Origin of the sequence: Micromonospora sp. A200 (genome assembly GCF_029893845.1) — a bacterium.
Classification (GTDB): Bacteria; Actinomycetota; Actinomycetes; order Mycobacteriales; family Micromonosporaceae; genus Micromonospora; species Micromonospora purpureochromogenes.
The window spans coordinates 1-20,127 of record NZ_JARXXY010000054.1 but is presented as its reverse complement, the minus strand read 5'-3'; the positions used below and the strand labels follow the sequence as shown (position 1 = coordinate 20,127).

19 protein-coding genes are annotated in these 20,127 nt (G+C 74.6%); 8 read left to right on the top strand and 11 right to left on the bottom strand.

What is annotated here, in order from left to right:
• Positions 1-56: 56 nt before the first annotated feature.
• Both M2302_RS30895 and M2302_RS30890 read right to left on the bottom strand, forming a co-directional pair.
• Positions 57-656 (bottom strand): flavoprotein, encoded by a 600-nt coding sequence (locus M2302_RS30895; protein WP_280841333.1) that lies wholly within the window; start codon positions 654-656, stop codon positions 57-59.
• Positions 653-1,879, bottom strand: coding sequence for a helix-turn-helix domain-containing protein (locus tag M2302_RS30890; RefSeq protein WP_280841332.1), 1,227 nt, complete (start codon positions 1,877-1,879; stop codon positions 653-655). Before M2302_RS30890 ends, M2302_RS30895 begins: the two co-directional genes overlap by 4 nt.
• Positions 1,880-2,129: 250 nt before the next feature.
• On the opposite strand from M2302_RS30890, the gene M2302_RS30885 reads away from it, so the two are divergent.
• The gene (locus M2302_RS30885; protein WP_280841331.1) at positions 2,130-2,801 is read left to right on the top strand and encodes a bifunctional DNA primase/polymerase; all 672 of its coding nucleotides are present in this window, start codon (positions 2,130-2,132) and stop codon (positions 2,799-2,801) included.
• A 261-nt stretch (positions 2,802-3,062) separates the two neighbouring features.
• Here the strand turns inward: M2302_RS30885 and M2302_RS30880 are convergent, their stop codons facing one another.
• From M2302_RS30880 to M2302_RS30860, 5 genes are read right to left on the bottom strand one after another with little or no spacing between them, the layout of a single operon-like run.
• Entirely contained in the window at positions 3,063-3,785 is a 723-nt protein-coding gene (locus M2302_RS30880; RefSeq protein ID WP_280841330.1) for an FAD:protein FMN transferase, read from the bottom strand.
• Between the two features lie 58 nt (positions 3,786-3,843).
• Positions 3,844-4,431, bottom strand: coding sequence for an FMN-binding protein (locus tag M2302_RS30875; RefSeq protein WP_280841329.1), 588 nt, complete (start codon positions 4,429-4,431; stop codon positions 3,844-3,846).
• Between the two features lie 13 nt (positions 4,432-4,444).
• Positions 4,445-5,866 (bottom strand): ferric reductase-like transmembrane domain-containing protein, encoded by a 1,422-nt coding sequence (locus tag M2302_RS30870; RefSeq protein ID WP_280841328.1) that lies wholly within the window; start codon positions 5,864-5,866, stop codon positions 4,445-4,447.
• Positions 5,863-7,242 carry a DUF1501 domain-containing protein gene (locus M2302_RS30865; RefSeq protein ID WP_280841327.1) on the bottom strand — a complete coding sequence of 460 codons (1,380 nt, stop codon included), beginning with the start codon at positions 7,240-7,242 and terminating at the stop codon, positions 5,863-5,865. The genes M2302_RS30870 and M2302_RS30865 overlap by 4 nt, the downstream gene beginning before the upstream one ends.
• Before the next feature lie 8 nt (positions 7,243-7,250).
• Positions 7,251-9,308: a DUF1800 domain-containing protein gene (locus M2302_RS30860; protein WP_280841326.1), complete on the bottom strand. Its 2,058-nt coding sequence runs from the start codon at positions 9,306-9,308 to the stop codon at positions 7,251-7,253.
• A gap of 454 nt (positions 9,309-9,762) precedes the next feature.
• Between M2302_RS30860 and M2302_RS30855 the strand changes: the two genes are divergently transcribed.
• Positions 9,763-10,020, top strand: a complete 258-nt coding sequence (locus M2302_RS30855; protein WP_179801196.1) for a DUF3040 domain-containing protein — start codon at positions 9,763-9,765, stop codon at positions 10,018-10,020.
• Between the two features lie 112 nt (positions 10,021-10,132).
• On the opposite strand, the gene M2302_RS30850 is transcribed toward M2302_RS30855, so the two are convergent.
• Together M2302_RS30850 and M2302_RS30845 are read right to left on the bottom strand one after the other, a co-directional pair.
• Entirely contained in the window at positions 10,133-10,996 is an 864-nt protein-coding gene (locus M2302_RS30850; RefSeq protein ID WP_280841342.1) for an SWIM zinc finger family protein, read from the bottom strand.
• 107 nt (positions 10,997-11,103) lie between these two features.
• Positions 11,104-14,205 (bottom strand): DEAD/DEAH box helicase, encoded by a 3,102-nt coding sequence (locus M2302_RS30845; protein WP_280841325.1) that lies wholly within the window; start codon positions 14,203-14,205, stop codon positions 11,104-11,106.
• Between the two features lie 64 nt (positions 14,206-14,269).
• On the opposite strand from M2302_RS30845, the gene M2302_RS30840 reads away from it, so the two are divergent.
• Positions 14,270-15,145 (top strand): PfkB family carbohydrate kinase, encoded by an 876-nt coding sequence (locus M2302_RS30840; RefSeq protein WP_280841324.1) that lies wholly within the window; start codon positions 14,270-14,272, stop codon positions 15,143-15,145.
• Positions 15,146-15,255: 110 nt separating this feature from the next.
• Entirely contained in the window at positions 15,256-15,453 is a 198-nt protein-coding gene (locus M2302_RS30835) for a hypothetical protein (RefSeq protein WP_088960946.1), read from the top strand.
• A gap of 24 nt (positions 15,454-15,477) precedes the next feature.
• On the opposite strand, the gene M2302_RS30830 is transcribed toward M2302_RS30835, so the two are convergent.
• Positions 15,478-16,626, bottom strand: coding sequence for a polysaccharide pyruvyl transferase family protein (locus M2302_RS30830; RefSeq protein ID WP_280841323.1), 1,149 nt, complete (start codon positions 16,624-16,626; stop codon positions 15,478-15,480).
• An 87-nt stretch (positions 16,627-16,713) separates the two neighbouring features.
• Positions 16,714-17,286, bottom strand: a complete 573-nt coding sequence (locus M2302_RS30825; RefSeq protein WP_280841322.1) for a TetR/AcrR family transcriptional regulator — start codon at positions 17,284-17,286, stop codon at positions 16,714-16,716.
• A gap of 76 nt (positions 17,287-17,362) precedes the next feature.
• On the opposite strand from M2302_RS30825, the gene M2302_RS30820 reads away from it, so the two are divergent.
• The 4 genes from M2302_RS30820 to M2302_RS30805 all read left to right on the top strand — a co-directional run bounded on the left by M2302_RS30820 (position 17,363) and on the right by M2302_RS30805 (position 20,009).
• Positions 17,363-17,932 (top strand): dihydrofolate reductase family protein, encoded by a 570-nt coding sequence (locus tag M2302_RS30820; RefSeq protein WP_280841321.1) that lies wholly within the window; start codon positions 17,363-17,365, stop codon positions 17,930-17,932.
• Between the two features lie 41 nt (positions 17,933-17,973).
• Positions 17,974-18,909 (top strand): phosphotransferase, encoded by a 936-nt coding sequence (locus tag M2302_RS30815; RefSeq protein WP_280841320.1) that lies wholly within the window; start codon positions 17,974-17,976, stop codon positions 18,907-18,909.
• An 88-nt stretch (positions 18,910-18,997) separates the two neighbouring features.
• Positions 18,998-19,198: a DNA-binding protein gene (locus M2302_RS30810; RefSeq protein ID WP_280841341.1), complete on the top strand. Its 201-nt coding sequence runs from the start codon at positions 18,998-19,000 to the stop codon at positions 19,196-19,198.
• A gap of 64 nt (positions 19,199-19,262) precedes the next feature.
• Positions 19,263-20,009, top strand: coding sequence for a 3-oxoacyl-ACP reductase family protein (locus tag M2302_RS30805; RefSeq protein WP_280841319.1), 747 nt, complete (start codon positions 19,263-19,265; stop codon positions 20,007-20,009).
• Positions 20,010-20,127 lie beyond the last annotated feature (118 nt).

Sequence of the window (20,127 nt, the reverse complement as noted above, 5' to 3'; positions counted from 1 at the left end):
ACGCGGTGGTCGGAAACCGCCCGGTGTGGATCAGCCCAGCCATGCGGCCGGGACCGTCAGGCGGCCGAGGTGAGGCGGGACCGGTCAGGCAGTGCCGCCACCGCCGCCTCCCACGGGAAGGCGTGGAGGTGCCGCTCCCCCGTGCCCGGGGCGTGCAGGGGGAAGACGTGGTCGCCGAAGAGCACCGTGGTGCCCCACTCGCGCAGCCGGGCCAGGCCGGCCCGGAAGGCCGGGTGGGCGGCCATCGCGGCGTTGGTGAACGGCACCGCCACCACCGGCAACCCCATGCCCTGCCCCTCCACCAGCAGGCCGAGGGCGAGGGTGTCGGTGATCCCCGCCGCCCACTTGTTGACCGTGTTGACCGTGGCCGGGCAGACGATCATGGCGTCGGCCGGGGGCAGCAGGTCGGGGTCGCCGGGATTCTTGTAGTGGGTGCGTACCGGGTGGCCGGTCTGCCGGGCCAGCGCGGCCCGGTCGACGAACTTCGCCCCGTCGGGCGTGGTCACCAGGCAGACCTCCCAGCCGTCCTGCTGGGCCAGGTCGACCAGGCGACCGACGTGCCGGGCCAGCGGCGAACCGCAGGCGATGACGTAGAGCACCTCGCGGCGCTCGCTGCTCGGATGCGGGCCGCTCACCCGGGCCGGCACCGTGTTCATACTCCGACTCCCATGTGCCCAGCCAACTCCGCTATCGGCGGAGGCGGCGTACCACGTGTGCGACGCAGCACGTCCGACATCACCTCGTGGGCGATCGGCCGGCAGCGGATCTCCGAGGGGGCGAGCCGGTCGCCGCGCAGCAGCATCTCGCCGGCGTTGGCCACGTCGCCGATCTGGGCGAAGCCCCGGGCGATGTCGAGCAGGTGGTGCGCCCGGCGTTCGGGCAGCAGCGCGTTGAACGCCGGCTCCGGGAGGCGCTGGTGGATCTCCACCGCCCGGCCTCCGTCACCCAACTCGACCGCGGCGGCGGCGCGGTGCAGCTCCAGGTTGGTCGGGCCGAACGAGGTCCAGTAGTGGTTCTGGTCGCTGCCGAGCAGGGTGGCCGCCTCGTGGGCGCCGTTGAGCAGGTCGTCGACGGTGGCCGAGTCGCCGATCCGGGCGGCCGCCATCGCGCCCTGGAGCAGCAGCATGCCGTAGACGGAGAGCCGGTCCGGGGAGGCGTCGTTGCTTCCGCCCGGGGCGAGCCGGTTGGCGATGGTGACGTTCAGCTCCAGCGCGGGCCGGGCCCGACCCATGGCGACCAGGGCGTTGCAGACCCGGGTGGTGGCGACGCCGGCCAGCAGCTGGTCGTCGGCCCGCTGGGCGACCGCCATCGACCGGTCGGCGGCCAGCCAGGCCAGGTCGCACTCGCCCAGCTTGCGCAGCACCGAGGAGGCGATCTGGTAGACCTGCCCGAGCAGGTGGGCCGCCTCGCACGCCTGGTCGCCGCGGTAGCCCGCGTCGGCCGCCTGGGCGTCGCGCAGCAGCTTCGGCAGCGCCCGGGTCAGCATCCCGTAGCGGCCGTACTGGTAGGTGAGCCAGGCGTGGTTGACGGCCTTGCGCATGTCGGCCAGCGGCGGCGGGTACGGCGCGGCGTCGAAGTAGGCGCTCATCGAGTCGTACCGCTCCAGGGCGGCCCGGATCTCCTGCACCTCGATCTGGTCGATGCAGTTGAGCGCGTCGGTACGCCGCTCCGGGTCCTTGCCGAGCAGCAGCTGCACGTCGACCTGGAGGATGTCGGCGATCTCGTAGAGGACGGAGAACTTGTCGAGCCGGCGTACCCCGCGCTCGACCTTGTCGACCCAGCTCTTGGACTTGCCCAGCCGGTCGGCGAAGACCTGTTGCGACATCTTGCGCCGGCCCCGCCAGTAGGCCACCCGCCGGCCTATGGGTAGCTCGTCCATCCTCTTGCTCCTCCCCCTCGTCGCCCGTCCGGTGGATCTCCGGACGGTCCCCCGCGGGTACGGCGCTCCGTCCGTCTCAGGTTTTCGCTGGTCGCACAGGTTGTACGTCGGCCATACGGCCAGTCCTCGTAGTTTTCGTGCAAGTTGCACGGGGCCGTTCGACCGCTCAACGAGCGTGGGTTACGGCAGTGACGGCGTTCGACACGTGCCTGACGCGGTGTTCGGTCGGGGCGAGGGGAGATCACGGATTATGTGGGGGAATGTCGGACCTCGGGTCGCCCAGCTGTCGCCGATCGAGCGGGTCCGGCTGCGCCGGATCGCCGTCCGGTACGCCATGCACGGCTGGGAGGTCACCCCGGGCGCCTGCCTGGCCCGCAGCCGTTTCGTCTGCGGTCGGGCCGGCTGCCCCACCGTCGGCTGCCACCCCGCCCTGGAGGACTGGGAGCACGCGGCCAGCGCCGACCCGGCCCGGGTGGCGACCTGGTGGCACAGCCGGCCGCACGCGGTGCTGCTGCCCACCGGGCGGGCCTTCGACGTGCTCGAGGTGCCGGCCCACCTCGGCCGGCGGGTACTCGACGCGCTCCCGACCCACCCGGCCGGCCCGGCGGTCAGGGGTCCGGTGCTGGTGACCCCGACCGGCCGCTGGATGTTCCTCGTCCGCCCCGGCGACCCGCTGCGGCCGGAGCTGGAGCACTGCTTCCACGTGGTGCGCCACGGGCCTGGCTCGTGGATCGCGGCGCCGCCGACCCGGCTGCCGGAGGGTCCGGTGCGCTGGGCGGTCGCCCCGGAACAGGCACGCTGGCAGCTGCCCGACTCGTACCTGTTGCAGAACACCCTGGTCGACGCGCTGCGGGCCACCGGCGTGACGCTCGCCCCGGAGCTGCTTCCCGGCCAGCTCCCGCTCCCCCGAAGGGGTCACTGACCTGCGAATCGGTGACCGGCAGCGTCCCCGCCGGTGCCGGGGTCGTTGAACCGGTGACGACGCGGACGCGCCGGGAGCAGGGGTACGGGATGGCCAGGGACGACGCGACGGGGCCCGCCGGCGGCGCCGAGCCGCCGCCGCACCACCGGCGGTCGCGCCGCCGGTCGGGCACGCGCCCGGGCGGCTCCCGGCCGGAACGCGCCCGCCCCGCCGGCTCCCGTCCGGCCGGCAGCCCCCGCCCGGCCCGCTGACCCGGGCCGGTCAGTCCGTCAGGGGCAGGCGGGTGGAGTGCAGCAGGCGGCCGTCGTCGGTGACGACCGCGTGCAGGTGGTCGGAGAGGCGGTCCAGCCAGCCGATGCCGGCCTCGCCCATGGCCACCGCCGCGGTGGCGTACGCGTCGGCGACGCCCAGGTCCGCGCCGACCACGGTGACCGAGCGCAGGCCCCGGGCCGGCTCGCCCCGGCGCGGGTCCCGCACGTGCTGGCCCCGGTGCTGCACACCTGAGGTGGCGACGGCCAGGTCGCTGCCGGCGAGGACCAGACAGGTGGCCATCGGGTTCCACGGGTGGGCGACGCCGATCCGCCACGGCTCCCGGGTCGGTGACAGTCCCCGGACCACCACGTCACCCCCGGCGTTGAGGCAGTGGTTGGCCGCCCCGGCGGCGACCAGCCGGTCCGAGGCGACCTGCGCCGACCAGCCCTTGACGTACCCGGACGGGTCGAGCCGGCCGGTGGCGTACGCGTCGAAGTAGCCGTCGGTGGCGGCCCACAGGTCGGCGCAGCGTTCCAGCACCGCCCGCAGGTCCGCCGACGCGTCGGCCAGCCGCAGCTCGCCCCGGTCCAGCCGGCACACCTCGCTGTCGTCGCGGTAGGTGCTGAACCGGGCGTCGACCTCGCGCAGCCAGCCGAAGGTCTCCTCGGCGAGGTCGTGCAGGGTCGCGGCGGGCAGGTCGTCGGCCAGGTCGAGGCTGATCGCCGTACCCATGACGTGCTCGACCCGGCGCAGACCGGGACGGGCCGGCGAGACCGGCGAGACCGGCACCTCAGCCGGCCCGGTCGATCGCCGCCTGGAGCGACTGCTGGTACGCGTCGCTGGTGGCGGTGGCGTCGCTGACGGTGTTCAGGTCGGCGCTCTGCTTCTGCACCACCTCGCCGCTGGTGCCGCTGTAGGTGCCCTGCACGTCGTCGCTGCGCTGGCCCGACTGTCCGCTCTGCGGCAGGCCGATCCCGGTGACGTTGACGATCCGGCTGCCGGAGAGGGTGATCTGCACCGACAGGGAACCGTACTCGTAGTTGACGGTCGGGCCGCTCACCGTGCGCAGCGCCGGTTTCGGCGCGGCGGTGGTGGTCCGTGGCGCGGCGGGGGCCCGGGTGCCGGTGGTGGACCGCGCGGGCGGGGTGCGGGGCGCGTCGGTGGTGGGGCGCGCCGCCGGGGCGCGGCCGGAGGCGGCGGGGGGCGGCGCCGGGCGGACCCCGCCGGCCGTGCCCGGGTCGCCGGCCGCGGGGGCGACGGACGCCTGGTCGGCCGGGAGGTCCTGGGCGACCTGGCTGGCGCCCGGGGAGCCCTTGAGCACCACCAGCGCGCTGGTGCTGGCGGCCAGACCGGTGATCGCGAGGATCGCGCGACGCATGTCGGGTGCCTTTCTACAGCTCGAACGTGGCGAGGTGGATCTGCCGGCGGGGCACGCCGGCGGCGCGCAGCACCCGCACCGACTCCTCGACCAGCCCGGACGGGCCGCAGAGGTAGACGTCGCGGCGGGCCACGTCGGGCACCAGCCGGCGCAGCCCCGCCGGGTTCATCACCTGGCGGGGGCCGGCGTCGTCGCGGGAGCCGATGACGTACCAGACGGAGATCTGGCGGGCCTGGGCGAGCCAGTCCAGCTCGTGGTGCAGCAGCACGTCGGCGGGGGTGCGGGCGCGGTAGATCAGGGCGGCGCCGGGCGGCAGCTCCTCCAGCATCGCCCGCAGCGGGGCGATGCCGCTGCCGCCGGCGATCAGCAGGGCCCGCTCCCGGGTGCGGTGCGCGGCGGTGAAGGTGCCGGACGGTCCCTCCGCCCAGACCCGGGTGCCCGGGTCGAGGTCGCGCAGGTCGGCGGTGTGCGCGCCGACCACCTTGACGGTCAGCCGCAGCCAGCGGCCGTTGGCGGCGGCAGAAAGCGAGAACGGGTGCGACTGCCACCAGCAGCCGCGGGTGAGGAACCGCCAGCGGAAGTACTGCCCGCCGAGCATGTCGATCTGGTTGATCCGCGCGCCGGTCAGGTAGATCGAGATGGTGTCCGGGGTCTCGGCGACCACGTCGGCCACCTGGAGCCGGTGGCGCAGGTTGAAGCGCAGCGGGGCGATCAGCCGCCCCCAGACCAGGGCGGCGACCACCAGCAGGTAGGCGGCGATCCAGCCGGTGCGCACCGGCCCGGGCTGGAAGAGCTGGGCGCCGTTGCTGAACTGGTGACCGAAGCCCAGCAGCAGGGCCGCGTAGCTGGTCAGGTGCAGGTGGTACCAGAGCTCGTAGGGCAGCAGGGTGCGGATCGCCCGGACGCCGGTGAGGCCGACCAGCACCATGATGCCGGCGGCGGCGAACGCGGAGAGCATGTCCTCGTAGTCGCGCAGCAGCACGCCCACCTCGCCCACCACCGACTGCTCGTCGGCCTCGGCGTAGGCGACCAGCAGCAGCGACATGTGGGCGAGCACCGCGACGAGCAGGGTGGCACCGACGTCCCGGTGCAGCCGGGAGATCCGCTCGCCGCCGAGCGAGCGTTCCAGCACGCCGAGGCGGCTCATCATCAGCACCTGCACCAGCAGCAGGTAGCCGGCGACCAGGCCGGTGATCCGCCCGGCGGCGGTGAGCACGTCGCCGGTGTCGGCCAGCGCGCCGGCCGGGGTGTCCAGCCACCAGGGCAGCACGCTGGCCGCCAGCCCGAGCCAGAACAGCGCGGACACCGCCCGTCGGCCGCCGGGCCCGCGCCGGGGCAGCGCCGGTGTCGGGGGTACGGGGGCGGCCGAACGGCCGCCGTGCCGGGACGAGTTCCCGGTACGGCGGCCGCCGGCGTACGTCTCCTGGTACGTCACGCGTACAGCTTCATGGGGGTGTACTTCTGCCTCGGGAAGATCTTGTCCACCTCGGCGTTGGTCAGGCCGAACCGCCCCTGCGCCACGCTTCCGTAGACATTGAACATGTTGTTGTACTCAGGTACGTCGCCACTGTCCAGATCGTTCAACCCGTTCCAGGTGCCGAGCAGCGAGCCGGCGAGCTTGCGGCCGGAGAGCAGGGTGACCACGCCGCCGTGGCCGTGGTCGGTGCCGCCGCTGTTGGAGGCGACCCGGCGGCCGAACTCGCTGGACACCATGATGGTGACGTCGGCGGCCCGGTCACCGAGGTCGGTGAAGAACGCGGCCATCGCCGTGGCCAGCTCGTTGAGCCGCCGGTGCAGCTGGCCGCCGTCGCGGGTGCCCTGGTTCTCGTGGGTGTCGTAGCCGCCCATGCCGACGGTGGCCACCCGGACGTTCGCCCCGCCCTTGATCAGCTGGGCGAGCTGCTGGAACGCGGACCCGACGCCCTCGTACGTCACCCCGGCCGCCGGCTGGTACGGCTTGGCCGCCAGCCGCTGCGCCGTGGCCAGCGCGCCCATGCCGTCGAGCACCGCCTCCTGGACGGGGTGGTTGATCCCGGTGAACAGGCCCCGGATCGCCTTCTCGGTGGCCGCCCGGTACTTCTCGTCGCCGTTGAGCCGCAGCGAGCCGACGTTGTTGATCGACAGCGCGCCGTTGGTGCCCACCAGCGACCGGGGCAGCGTGCTGCCGATGCCGACGCTGCGGAACGCGGTGCCCTTGCCCAGGGCGTCGACCAGGCTGTCCAGCCAGCCCCGGCCGCCGGTCTCGTTGGGCAGGCCGCCCAGGTTGCAGGCGTCCGCGGCCTGGAAGTGGCTGCGGGACAGCCGCTCGTCGGAGACCGCCGGGATGAAGCCGAGCTGGCCGGCCTTGAGCCACTGCTCCAGCGGCTGGAACGCGCTGGTCAGCCTGAAGCCGCGGCCCAGGGCCAGCGAGTCGTTGCCGAGCAGCAGGTCGGGCCGGGCCTTGGCCAGCACCGGGTCGTTGTCCGGAGCGACCAGGCTGAGCCCGTCCAGCCCGCCGTAGAGGAAGACGTGGATCAGGGTGCCGGTCTTCGTCGCCGCGAACGACGCCGAGGTGGTGACGAACTGTGCGGTGGCCAGCGCGGTGGCGGTGGCGGCGGCGCCGGCGACGAAGGTCCGCCGGGTCACCCCCCGCCCGTCCTGCTGGGCCTCCTCCAGGTCCTCCAGCCGGCGGTAGCGGTCGGCCTCGGCGGCGCTCTCGGCGGCGACGACGTCGGCCTCGGCGCGCAGCAGCGCCTCGGCCGGGTTGTCGGCCAGCCGCCGCAGGTCGGGGCATTCGGGGTGCAGGGGGAACGAGTGCACAGTCTTCTCCATCGGGTGCCTCACCGGAGGTGGTGCTGGGGGGAAGCGAGGATCGCCCGCGCGACGGCGGTGACGGCCCCGTTGAACGTCGCGTCGACCTTGGCGCCGGCCGGCACGCCGGCGACACCGAGGATCAGCGCCTTCTCCTTGGCGCTCAGCTTCTGGTGCACCAGCCGCTGGGCGAGCGCGTCCACGTACGCCCCGGCAGTCGCCGGCGGCTTCGCCACCAGGTTCTCCGCGCTGGTGTACGTGAACTCGGTGCGGTAGCCGTTGAGCAGGTCGGCGGCCTCGTTCCAGCCGTTGACCATGGTGCCGGCCGAGGTCCAGGCGACGTAGACGTCCGGGTAGCCGTCCGGCGTGGGCTGGCCCATCGGGTAGTGGCCGAGCTCGCGCAGCTTGTCGTGGACCTGGCGCAACCCCCGGGCGAACGCCGGGCGCCCACCGTCGGACTTGAAGCCCCGCGACGCCTCCGGCCGGACGTTGAGGGTCCGGTAGGTGGCGATCAGGTACTCCATCGGCCGGCGCACCTTCTGCCCCACCGCCGCCCAGAACTCCGAGGAGCTGAAGAGCGTCATCAGCAGCGGCTTCACCATGCCCTTGTTGACCGTGTACGTCTTGGCCAGCCGGTCCACCAGGGACTTCGGCGGGGTGTCCGAGACGAACCGGGTGGCGAGGCTGCGTGCCACGTACTGGGCGGTCGACGGGTGCAGGGCGATGTAGCGGAGGTACGAGTCGATGACCGCGTCGGCCTTCTTCGGGTCCGCCGAGGCGTTCGCGTGGCTGAAGCCGAGGATCTTGACCTTGCCGAGGTAGTGCTGGTCGGCGCGGAAGACGTACCTGCCGTCCTGGACACCGCGGCCGGTCTGGAGCATGGCCGCCTGCCGCACGTCCTTCTCGGTGTAGCCGCCGTCGACGCCGACCGAGTACAGCTCGAGGTTCTCCCGGGCGAGGTTCTCGTTGATGGCGTCCTTGCGGGAGTCGTTCTGGCTCAGATAGACCAGCAGGGCGGGGTGCTTGTTGGCGGCGACCAGCATGTCCGGGTAGCTGCCCAGCGCGTTGGCCCGCACGACGTCCCGGTCGAACGAGTTGCGGTAGACCTCGCCGCCGTCGAAGTCGGCGGCGACGTGCAGGAAGTCGTTCCAGAAGTCGACCATCACCTCGAAGAGCTGCCGCTCGGACCAGATCTGGCGGGCGATGGTGGCGTCCACCATCTCCTTCTCCGGCTGCACGCCCTTGTCGTTGAGCCGGTCGCGCTGCTCGCGCAGCTGCACCGGGCTCAGCTTGAGGCTGGGCAGTTCGGCCAGCTTCAGCTCGGCCGGGCTCGGCGCGATCTTCTCCGGGTCGAGTTGCCAACGGAGCCAGCCGTCGATGCCCATCCGGCGGATGTCGGCGAGCGTCTTGGGTGAGGCGCCGAAGGTGGCTCGGCTGGCGAGGTGTCGTACCGGGTCCTTGGCCAGCACCGTCTTCACCGTCACCGGCGTCTCCGCCGCGGCGGCGGCCGGGCCGGAGAAGGTCCGCCCGCCGGTGGGGGCGTTCTTCTTCAGCGCGGCCCCGGCCCGGGAGCCCATGTAGCTCTCGTTCTGCTCGGTGTAGGTGCGCACCGTGCTCGCCTGCTGCCCGCTGGGACGGGCGGCGGTGCCGTCGGTGACGGTGGTGCCGGTGGCGTCGCCCGCCACCGCGCCGTCGCCGCCGAAGAAGCCGCGTACCGACGAGTTCATCGCGAGGGCGGCGCCGCCGGCGACCACGGCGGCGGTGCCGCCGATCGCGGCCAGGGCGCGCCGCCGGCCGACCCGGCCGCCGGGCTCGTCGCCGTCGTCCAGTTGAGGCAGTCCGGTGCCGGCCGGCTGGTGGAACGACTGCCGGCCCAGGCCCTCCGGGCCGACCCACTGCGGGCCGCGGGGGGCCGGCTGGGTGCCGTACCCGGCGTGCGGCTGGCCGAGGTCGACCTGGCCCTGGTACTGCACGGCGTACGGGGTGGAGCGGTGGACGTCGCGGTATCCGTCCGGGGTGGGGTGTTGTCCAGCAGTCCAGCCGCGGTCTTCCCACGGTCCGCGCGGTGGCACATTCTGGTCGGCCATGCACCAATCCCGATTTCTTCAAGGCGCCGACACGCTGCGACCGGAGCGGGGCGGAGGGTGCGGCGACTGTTGCCTGAGGGGGTTGGTACGGGAAGGTAACCAAGGGGTGGGGGGCCTTCAAGGCGCTCACCAGCGGCTCCGGACGGCACTTAAGACACCGCTCAGCGGACCCTCCGGCGGTCCGGTTTCCCCCCTGCCCGGCACCGACGTCCGGAGCAGGGGCGACTCGGTCCCCCAGGGCCGGGACGTAACGTTTCCGGCCCACGCGGCGCTTTTAGCCGCGTTCATGGGCACAGCGAAACTTAAGGAAGGGATAAGCCCGTGCTGAGCCGTTCCTGACCCGCGTCCCCGCCAACCCGCCGGCGGCGCAAAGTGGCAGCAGCGGGAGGGCGTGAGCCGCCGCAACAGCGGGTAAGCCGCCGGACCGCTGAAGCCGTGAGGGGAAGGCATCGCCATGCTCAGCAAAGAGGATCAGCGCAGATTCGAACAGATCACCCGGCAGCTCCGGGAGAGCGACCCGAAGTTCTTCGCGAGACTCGACCATCGGGCGCGAGCCCGACGCGGGCGCTGGCTGATGATCCTGACGATCGTGCTCTGGGCGTCACTGCCGGCGATGACCGTACTGGCCGGACGGATGGCCGGGGCGATCTGCGCCGTCGTACTGGCGGCGAACGCCGCCCTGATGTGGCGCTTCCGCCGCCGCTGGCTATGACCCGCCGGCCACCACGGCCCGGCACCGGCGCCACGTCGCCCGGATCGAGATCGTGGGCGGTCGGCGTCCACCGCGGACGGCGACTGTCCACGATCCGCCGCAGGCAGCGGGGTCAGGACCGGCCGAAGGTCCGGTACGCCCGGCGCAGCCGCTCCAGCAGACCGGGGCCGCCGATGGCGGGCGCGGGCGCGCCGAGCTGCCGCAGCAGCAGCTCGGGGCCGGTCGCCAGGGTGGGCGGCCGGTCCGGCAGCGGCACCGGCGGCAGCCAGAACCGGTCCACCGTCTCGTCCAGCGGGATCGCGCGCAGTCCGGCGAGCACCCGCGCCGCCCCGGCGGCCGGAACCGGTTCCTTGCCGGGTGTCGCGCCGGCGATGGCCGCGTCCGGCGTGCCGGTGTCCGGACCGGACGGTCCGGGCGTACCGGCGGGGTCGGTCGCGCCGGCGCGCAGGGCACGCAGCCGGTCCAGCAGCTCGGCCCGGCCCCGGCCGCGCCAGTGCAGCAGCTGGAACGGGTCCGCGTCGAACGCCTCGGCGAGCAGGTAGAAGGTCGCCGCCAGGTGCTTGCAGGGCACCGCGAAGTCGGGGCAGCTGCACCGCTGGGTCAGCTCCGCCACCCCGCTCGGGAAGAGCGGGGCGCCGGCGTCGGCGAACACCTCCTCCAGCTCGGCCGGAAGGTCACCGGCGAGCAGCCGGGCGCTGAAGAACGCCTGCGCGGCGAGGTCCCGCTCGACCCGCTCCCAAAGCGCCGCCGGGAACACCGGCAGCTCGATGCCGACCCGGTACGGCTCGGCCCGGGAACCCTGCACGGCGGCCTCGACCCGGCCGGGCGTCACGTCCAGCCGCAACACCTGGCCCTTGCGGGCGTACGACCGGCCGCGGGTCAGCCGGGTGCCGAGGGCGAACGACTCCAGCACCTCCAGGAAACGCCGCGACCACCAGGAGACGCCGATCGCGCCCCGGGTGCTGCGCGCCTTCAGCCCGCCGTCGACCCGCCGGGGCCGGCCGAAGTCGGCGAACCGGCCGGCCGCGCCCGCGTCGCCGTCGGGCGCCGGGTCGCCGGGCGGTGGCGTGCGGTCGAGGCCGGTCACTCGACCACCGCCCCGGCCTCCAGCGCGAACAGCTCGCGCAGCTGGGCGGTGGACAGCTCGGTGACCCACTGCTCGCCGCTGCCCACCACCGAGGCGGCCAGGCTGCGCTTGTCGGCGATCATCGCGGCCACCTTCTCCTCCACCGTGCCGGCGCAGACGAACTTGCGTACCTGGACCCGGCGGCGCTGGCCGATCCGGAACGCCCGGTCGGTGGCCTGGTCCTCCACCGCCGGGTTCCACCACCGGTCGACGTGGACGACGTGGTTGGCGGCGGTGAGGGTCAGCCCGGTGCCGCCGGCCTTGAGCGACAGCACGAAGATCGCGGGGCCGTCCGGTGACTGGAACCGGGTGACCATCGTGTCCCGGTCCGCCTTGCCGACCCCGCCGTGCAGGAAGAGCACCTCACGGCCGAACCGGGCCGACAGGTGCCCGCGCAGCATCCCGCCGAACTCGGCGTACTGGGTGAAGAGCAGGGCCTTCTCCCCCGCCGCGAGCACCTCGTCGAGGATCTCCTCCAGCCGTTCCAGCTTGCCGGAGCGCCCGGGCAGCGCCGAGCCGTCGCGCAGCAGCTGCGCCGGGTGGTTGCAGACCTGCTTGAGTCGGGTCATGGTGGCCAGCACCAGGCCACGCCGCTCCATCCCGTCGCTGGACTCGATCTTCGCCAGCATGTCGTCCACGATGGCCCGGTAGAGCGACGCCTGCTCCGCGGTGAGGTTGCAGAGCACCTCCATCTCCAGCTTCTCCGGCAGGTCGGAGATGATCGAGGAGTCGGTCTTGAGCCGGCGCAGCACGAACGGGCCGGTCATCCGGCGCAGCCGGGCGGCGACCTCGGCGTCCCCGTGCCGCTCGATCGGCACCGCGTACGCCTTCCTGAAACTGGCGGCCGGGCCGAGCAGCCCGGGGTTGGCGAACTGCATGATCGACCAGAGGTCGGCCAGCCGGTTCTCCACCGGCGTACCGGTCACCGCGACCCGCTGCCGCGCGGGCAGCGACCGGACCGCCTCGGCCTGCCGGGTCGAGGCGTTCTTGATCGCCTGCGCCTCGTCCACCACCACCCGGTGCCAGCCGACCGAGGCGAGCGCGACGGCGTCCCGGGCCGCCACCGAGTAGGTGGTCACCACCAGGTCGGCGGCGTGCACCGCCTCGGTGAACTCGGCGCCGCGCGCCCGGTCCGCGCCGTGGTGCACGTGCACCCGCAGCCCGGGGGTGAACTTCGCCGCCTCCCGCTGCCAGTTGCCGACCAGTGACATCGGGCAGACCAGCAGGGTCGGCCCGGCGGCCGGCGGGTCCCCGGCGAGCAGGGCCAGCAGCTGCACCGTCTTGCCCAGCCCCATGTCGTCGGCGAGCACCCCGCCGAGCCCGAGCGACTGGAGGAAGGCCAGCCAGGCCAGCCCGCGCCGCTGGTACGGACGCAGGGTGCCCTTGAAGCCCGGCGGCGGGTCGAGCGGGGTGAGCCGCCGTTCGGCCTCCCCGGCGAGCAGGTCACCCAGCGGACCGTCGGCGGTCACCTCCAGCACCGGCAGCGCCTCGGGCCGGTCGGCGCCGGACAGGCCGAGCCGGAGCAGATCGGCGACGGTCAGCTCGCCGGAGGACCGCAGCAGCCGCAACCCGGCGGCGAGCCGCTTCGGGTCCAGCTCCACCCACCGGCCGCGCAGCCGCACCAGCGGGGTCTTCAGCGCGGCCAGCGCGGCCAGCTCGTCGGCGTCCAGCGTCTCGTCGCCGAGCGCCACCTCCCACCGGTAGTCGACCAGGGCGTCCAGCCCGAGCCCGCCGGCGGCGCCGGCGACGGTGCCCGGGGCGGTGCGCCCCCGGGCCTGCAACCGGGCGCCGAGTCGCGTCGACGGCCGCTGCCACCAGCCGGGCAGCAGCACCCCGAAGCCGGCGGCGTGCAGCACCGGTGCGCCGTCGCGCAGGAACCGGTGCGCGCCCTCGGCGTCCAGCTCCAGCTCCTTCGGGGCCGGGGTGCGCAGCGCGGCGTCCAGCGCGGGCCAGAGCCGGCCGGCCCGGCCCAGCTCGGCCAGGAGGGTCTCCTGCGGGTCGTCGCGGCGGCCGGCGAGCGCGGGTACGGTCTCCGGTGCCCGCCAGACCTGGGCGGCGTCGACGTGCAGGCTCGGCTCGTCGGCGGCCTGGAGGCCGAACTCGACCCGCCAGCGGCCGGCGGGCCGGACCACCGTGGCCGGGTCGGCCGGCACCACCACCAGCGGTTCGACGATCTCCTCCGCCGGCGGCTCGACCAGCCGGAAGCTGGCCCGTACCGCGCCGCCGGCGGCGTCGCGCTGCCAGTCGTCCAGCTCGGCGCGGAGGGTGGCCAGCGCGGCGGGGTCGGCGGTGAACTTTCGGTCCGGCCCGGACAGCGCGGTCAGCCAGCCGGCGACCACCCCGTCGCGGCGACCGCCCCGGGCCAGGTCGGTCTCGGCCAGCGCGGCCCGGGCGGCGGCGTCGGTCAGCGCGTCCAGCGCGTCGGCGACCAGCGCGCCCGGCCCCGGATCGGCCGGTCCGGCACCGCCCGACGCGGCGGACCGGGCGGCCGGGGGCAGGGCCAGCGCGAGCGAGCGGGCCCAGCCGGCGTCGGTGCCGGTGAGCAGTGGCCGCCAGAGCGCCCGGGCCACCGCCACCGCGCCGCCCTCGTCCGGGGCGGGCTCGGCCAGCCCGGGCAGCAGCCGCCCGCGGGACACCAGGTCGACGGCGAACTCGGCCAGCTCGGCGAGGTGGCGCAGGGTGGCGCCCGGCACGGCGGCGGCACCGTCGAGGCCGCGCAGCAGGGTCAGCGCGTCGTCCGGGGCGTACGTCAGGACGGGCACCCGCCACCCGGCCAGGGTGACCGGGCCGCGGACCGGTTCGGCGACGGTGGTCCGCACCAGCTCGGGCGAGTCCAGCGGGGATCCGGCCCGGGTGGGCAGGGTGAGCGGCAGCGAGCCGGCCCCGGCCGGGACGTCGCCCAGCGCGGCGGCGAGCGTGGCGTGGCCGGCGGCGAACGGGTGGGCGCGCTCGCGCGGGGGCCGGCCGGGCCGGCGCGGCGCCCGGGCCGGCGCAGTGCTGTCCTCCGCCCAGACGGCGAGACCGACGCCGACCAGCCACAACCCGTGGATGACCAGCACAGCTCTCCCCCTCGTCGACGCCCGGCCCAAGGATAGGCGGCGGTCACCGGCTAGCGTCGGCGCCATGTTCGACCTGCTCGTGGTCGGCGGCCTGGGGGTGGATCTGCGGGTACGCGTGCCCGCGATCCCGCCCCCCGCCGCCGACTCGCTCATCGTCCCGCCGATCGAGGCCCGGATCGGCAACACCGGCGCCGGGGTGGCCCTCGCCGCGCACGCGCTCGGGCTGCGGGTCGCCCTGGTGGACGTGCTCGGCACCGATCCCGCCGGCCAGGTGGTGCGCGCGGCGCTCGCCCGGACCTCGGTGCACACGGTGCTGGTCGACAACCCGGGCGGCACCCGGCAGTCGGTGAACCTGGTCGACCCGGCCGGGCGGCGGATGTCGCTGCACGACCCGTCCCCCTGGACCGGCCCGGCGGCGCCGTTCGCCGACGACGAGCTGGCCAAGCTGGTGCGGGATACCGCCCACGTGCACGTCTCGATCATGGACTGGGCCCGGGATCGGCTCCCGGTGCTGCGCGCCGCGCTGCCCGACGGGGTGCCGCTCTCCACCGACCTGCACGACTGGGACGGGCAGAACTCCTACCACCGTCCGTTCGCCGAGGCCGCCGACCTGGTCCTCGTCAGCGGCGTACGGCTGGGCGACCGGGCCGCGGCGGTGGCCGCCGGGCTGGCCCCGCGCACGGTGGTGGTGACCCGGGGTGCGGACGGCGCCGACCTGCACCCGGGCGGCGGCGCCCCGGTGCGGGTGCCGGCCACCGCGCCGGCCGCGCCGGTGCTGGACACCAACGGGGCCGGGGACGCCTTCGCCGCCGGGCTGGTCGCCAGCCGGCTGCGCGGCGCGGCGCTGCCCGACGCGGCGGCGTACGCGGCGGCGGTGGCCGCCGCGGCCTGCACCCACGACGGGATGGAGTACCCGCCGGGGCTGCTGCCGCGCGGCTGACCCGGAGCACGCCGGTCAGCTCGTGGCGGATCCTGGACCGTGACCCCGGCCCGCCCGGGCCGCTGCCGGCAAATCCTGCGGTACGGCGATCGCCGGGGCAGGATGGGCCCATGGCATCAACGGTGCGGATCCCGCTGGCGGACGGTCCGGCGGACGGCGAGTCGGTCGTCGTCGAGCTGGACAGCAACAACCGTCCGCCGCTGACCCATCACCACCTCGGCCCCGAAGGGCTGGCCGACGCGCAGATCTACGAGCTGGAGTCCGTCGGCGACGAGTACTGCTACCGCTGGCGCGGCCCGGCGGTCTGAGCGGTCCGCCGGTGGCGCCGGCGGTCAGGCTTCCATCCGGGCCAGCGCCCGGGACCGCAGGCTCTCCAGCACCGCCCGGGTGACCTGCGAGGTGCCCCGGGCCTGGTCGCAGACCTCGGCGACCAGGCGGGCGGTGGACTCCGCCCGGGACTCGCGTTCGTCCCAGAGCCGGTCGACCTCCGCGAGCAGCGGGCCCTCCACCTCCCGCTCCACGCCCCGCAGCGCCGGCACCCCGAGCCGCTGGGCCAGGTCGAAGACCTTTCCCGCGTACGGCAGGGGAAGGAACGGCGTGCCCGCCATCGCGGCGAAGATCAGGAAGTGCAGCCGCATGCCGACCGCCAGGTCGAAGTGCCTCATCAGGCCGAGCACCTGTCGGGGCGAGTAGTCGCCGTGCAGCACCCGGCCCCGGTCGGCGGCGATCATGTGGGACATCACGCCGTGCGAGTGCCGGATGTCGTCGCGCTCCATCGGGACGAAGAGGACGTAGGCGTCGATCCGCTGCACCAGGAAGTCGCCGATCTGGGCGATCAGCCGGTGATACCCGTCGATGTCGAGCCGCTCGGCGGCCCGGCCGGGCTCGCGGACGCTCAGCCCGACCAGGCGCTTGCCGGCGGGCACGCCCTCCTCGCGCAGCAGCTCGGTGGGGAAGTCCTCGGGTTCCAGCAGGAACGCCGGGTCGGCGGTGACGGTGATCGGATTGAGCAGCCCCGCCTCCTCCAGCACCATCCGGGACTCCTGGTCCCGGACGGTCACCTCGATGGCGTCGGCCAGCGTCTCCCGGACCATGCCGGTGTCGACCCCGTCGGTGAGCGGTCCCACCCCCACCGCGTACGTCAGCAGCGGCAGGCCCCGCTCCTGGGCGACCCGGACGACGCGCAGGTAGCGGCGGGCCTCCCGGTCGTACAGGATGCCCCCGCCGCCGAGGATCAGCAGGTCGAGCTGGCTGAGCACCTCCGCGGAGTCGACCCGGCTGACCCCCTCCCAGGGCACCGCCTCCACGTCCGGGTGGGCGAGCGCGGTGTGCGACGGGTTGCGGGAGAAGACGATGATCCGGGCGTGGGGTTCCTGTTCCCGCAGGTCGGCCAGGAGACCGGTCAGGATCGCCTCGTCGCCCAGGTTGCGTCCGCCGTACGAGCCGAGCACACCGATGGTCAGGCCGGCGCCGTCCCTCATCCGTCACTCCTCCCGGGGTACGTCGCAGGCGGTTTCCCGTTGCGGCGGGTGGCATACCTCGGGCCGCACCGGGCGGCGGGGGTGTGCTCAGGCGCGGGCGACCAGCCGGGACACCAGGGCGGAGACCACCTCGTCCGGGTCGAAACCGGCGTCGATCGAGGTGGTGAGGAAATCGAGCAGGAGCCCGTCCAGCGCGTAGTGCAGCAGGGCCACCTCGAACGCCCCTCCGGGCAGCCCGGCGGCGACGTGGAACGCGACGTCGTCGCGGTAGCCGCGGCGCAGCGTGTCGCCGAGGATCCGGGCCAGTTCCGGCCGGCGCACCGCCTCCAGCCGCAGCTCGATCAGCGCCCGGGTCAGCTCCGGCTGGGCGGTGGTGCGTTCGACGATGTAGCGGACGTAGTCGGTGAACAGTTCCAGTGACGGCTCCCGGGCGCCCAGCTCGGCGAGGGTGCGCTCGTCCGGGGCGAACCGCTCCATGATCCGCTCGCCGAGCGCGCCGAGCATGGCGTCGCGGGAGCGGAAGTAGTTGGAGGCCGTACCGAGCGGAACGCCGGCCTCGGCGTCCACGGCGCGGTGGGTCAGGCCCCGCGCCCCGGTCGCCGCCAACACCCGCAACCCGGCGTCCGCCAGCGCCGTCCGCCGCTCCACGTTTCTCGCCACGACGTCACCCTAGCGGAAACCACGACAGGTGTTGTAGTTTCTCAACCACGACAGCAGTAGTGATTGAGGAGTTCGTTTGCGCAAGCTCGTGTACTACGTCGCCAGCACGCTCGACGGCTTCATCGCCGCTCCCGACGGGTCGTATGACTTCATCCCGCTCGATCCGGACGTGTTGGAGCACCTGGTGGCGACCTGGCCCCAGACGTTCCCCACCTTCACCCACGAACGGTTCGGCATCGACCGGCCGGCGGGCCGCTTCGACGCGGTGGTGATGGGCCGCGCCACCTACGATCCGGGGCTCGCCATCGGCGTCACCAGCCCCTACGCCCACCTGACCCAGTACGTCTTCTCCCGCTCGCTGCCCCCGGCGGACTACCCGGACGTGCAGCTGGTCGACGCCGACCCGGTCGAGTTCGTCCGCGAGCTGAAGCGGCGCGACGGCGGCGACATCTGGCTCGCCGGCGGTGGACAGCTCGCCGGCCAGCTGCTGCCCGAGGTGGACGAGCTGGTGGTCAAGCTCAACCCGTTCCTGGTCGGCCGGGGCGTGCCGATCGTCGACCGGGAGTTCGACCCGCGCCGGTTCCGGCTGGTGGAGACCCGGCCCTTCGACAGCGGCGTCGTCGTGCTGCGCTACCTCGCCGCGTAACGCGGTTGCCCGCCGGCTCGGCCCTGCACCACGCTGGACGGATGGGTGAGCTGGTCAGGACCCGGATCGGCTGGGCCGACCTGCCCGGCCACGTCCGGTCGGCGGTGCAGGACGTCCTCGGCGGCCGGGTGGTCGAGGCGGTGTCCCAGCCGGGCGGCTTCTCCCCCGGCACCGCCGACCGGGTCCGCACCGCCGACGGGCGGCGCGCCTTCGTCAAGGCGGTCAGCCGGGCGTGCAACGCCCACAGCGTCGCGCTGCACCGCGCCGAGGGGGCCGTCGCCGCCGCGCTGCCGCCGTCCGCCCCGACGCCCCGGCTGCTCGGGCGCCACGACGACGGCGAATGGGTGGCGCTGGTCTTCGCGGACGTCGAAGGCCGGCACCCGGCCACCCCCTGGCGTGCCGACGAGCTGACCGCCGTGCTCGACACGCTGGCGGCGATGGCCGCGGCGCTCACTCCCGACCCGGTCCGGCACGCGCCGACCGCCGTCGAGCGCCTGACGTACGACTTCACCGGCTGGGACCGGATCGCCGCCGACCCGCCCGCCGACCTCGACCCGTGGGCCCGCGCGCACCTGGACGACCTGCGCGCCTCGGCCGCGCGCGGGCTGGCCGCCCTCGACGGCGACACGCTCTGCCACATCGATCTCCGGGCCGACAACCTGCTCGTCGATCCGGCCGGCCGCGTGACCGTGGTCGACTGGCCGCACGCCTGCCGGGGTCCGGCCTGGTTGGACACCGCGCTGCTACTGGTCAACGTCGCGCTGCACGGCGGGCACGACACCGAAGCGCTGCTGCGCCGGCTCCCGCTGACCGCCTCCGTCGACCCGGACGCGCTGACCGGCGTCTACGCCGGCCTGGCCGGCTTCTTCACCGACGGCGCCCGGCAGCCGCCCCCGCCGGGCATCCCCACCGTCCGGGCGTTCCAGCAGGCCCAGGCGGACGCCCTGCTGCCCTGGGTACGCCGCCGACTGGGCTGATCAGCAGGTCGCCGACCGGCACGACACCGGTCCGGGCCGTGGCACCATGGCCTGTGATCCACGCGGGAGGAGCCGTCAGGTGAGCGACATGGACATCCCGCGCGCGGTCGGCGCGCCCGCCCGGCGGGCGTTGGCCGGCGCGGGCTGGACCCGGCTGGACCAGCTGACCGCCGTCACCGAGCGGGAACTGCGGGCCCTGCACGGCATGGGACCGAAGGCGATCGGCGTACTGCGGGTGGCGCTGCGTGATCGCGGCCTGAGCCTCGCCGGGGAGCAGGCCGACACCTGACCAGCCGAACGAGGCGTCCGATCGCCGCCAGACCGCCGGCCCGTCCGCGCCGATGCTGAGCTGCATGACGACGACACTTCTGGACGGCAAGGTGGCCCTGGTGACCGGCGGTGGGCGGGGCATCGGGGCGGCGACCGCACTGCGGCTCGCCGCCGACGGCGCCGACGTGGCGGTGACCTGGCAGCGCGACGCCGAGCGGGCGGCGACTGTGGTGAAGCAGATCGAGGCGCTCGGTCGGCGGGCGATCGCCGTGCGGGCGGACAGCGCCGACCCGGCCGCGCTGCGGGAGGCGGTGGACCGGACGGCGGACGAGCTGGGCCGGCTGGACATCCTGGTGAACAACGCCGGGGCCTTCCTGGTCGGCGCGATCGACGAGTTCACCGCCGACGACCTGGAGCGCACCATCGCGGTCAACGTCCGGGCGCCGTTCGTCGCCGCCCAGGCGGCCGTGCGGCACATGACCGCCGGGGGCCGGATCATCTCGATCGGCAGCAACGCCGGTGAGCGGGCGGTCTTCCCCGGCCTGGCCGCGTACGCGATGAGCAAGACCGCGCTCACCGGGCTGACCCGGGGCCTCGCCCGCGAGCTGGGGCCACGGGGCATCACGGTGAACCTGGTCGTCCCCGGGCCGACCGACACCGACGCCAACCCCGCCGACGGACCGAACGCCGACGCCATCCGAGGGTTCACCGCCCTGGGCCGGTACGCCGCGCCGGAGGAGATCGCCGCCACGGTGGCCCACCTGGCCGGCGACGACGCCGGCTACGTCACGGGAGCGGTGATCGCCGTCGACGGCGGCTTCACCAGCTGAGCCCGGCGGGGGGGGGGGGGCGGGGGGGGGCGCGGGGGGGGGGCCCCCCCCCCGCCCCCCGGCGGGGGGGGGGGGGGGCCCCCCCCGCGGTTCAAACCACGCGCTGGTATTAATAGTA

Coding starts and splice junctions, on each gene's coding strand:
- M2302_RS30895 (WP_280841333.1), bottom strand. CDS start 656: ATGAACACGGTGCCGGCCCGGGTGAGCGGCCCGCATCCGAGCAGCGAG.
- M2302_RS30890 (WP_280841332.1), bottom strand. CDS start 1,879: ATGGACGAGCTACCCATAGGCCGGCGGGTGGCCTACTGGCGGGGCCGG.
- M2302_RS30885 (WP_280841331.1), top strand. CDS start 2,130: ATGTGGGGGAATGTCGGACCTCGGGTCGCCCAGCTGTCGCCGATCGAG.
- M2302_RS30880 (WP_280841330.1), bottom strand. CDS start 3,785: ATGGGTACGGCGATCAGCCTCGACCTGGCCGACGACCTGCCCGCCGCG.
- M2302_RS30875 (WP_280841329.1), bottom strand. CDS start 4,431: ATGCGTCGCGCGATCCTCGCGATCACCGGTCTGGCCGCCAGCACCAGC.
- M2302_RS30865 (WP_280841327.1), bottom strand. CDS start 7,242: ATGGAGAAGACTGTGCACTCGTTCCCCCTGCACCCCGAATGCCCCGAC.
- M2302_RS30860 (WP_280841326.1), bottom strand. CDS start 9,308: ATGGCCGACCAGAATGTGCCACCGCGCGGACCGTGGGAAGACCGCGGC.
- M2302_RS30855 (WP_179801196.1), top strand. CDS start 9,763: ATGCTCAGCAAAGAGGATCAGCGCAGATTCGAACAGATCACCCGGCAG.
- M2302_RS30840 (WP_280841324.1), top strand. CDS start 14,270: ATGTTCGACCTGCTCGTGGTCGGCGGCCTGGGGGTGGATCTGCGGGTA.
- M2302_RS30835 (WP_088960946.1), top strand. CDS start 15,256: ATGGCATCAACGGTGCGGATCCCGCTGGCGGACGGTCCGGCGGACGGC.
- M2302_RS30830 (WP_280841323.1), bottom strand. CDS start 16,626: ATGAGGGACGGCGCCGGCCTGACCATCGGTGTGCTCGGCTCGTACGGC.
- M2302_RS30815 (WP_280841320.1), top strand. CDS start 17,974: ATGGGTGAGCTGGTCAGGACCCGGATCGGCTGGGCCGACCTGCCCGGC.
- M2302_RS30810 (WP_280841341.1), top strand. CDS start 18,998: ATGGACATCCCGCGCGCGGTCGGCGCGCCCGCCCGGCGGGCGTTGGCC.
- M2302_RS30805 (WP_280841319.1), top strand. CDS start 19,263: ATGACGACGACACTTCTGGACGGCAAGGTGGCCCTGGTGACCGGCGGT.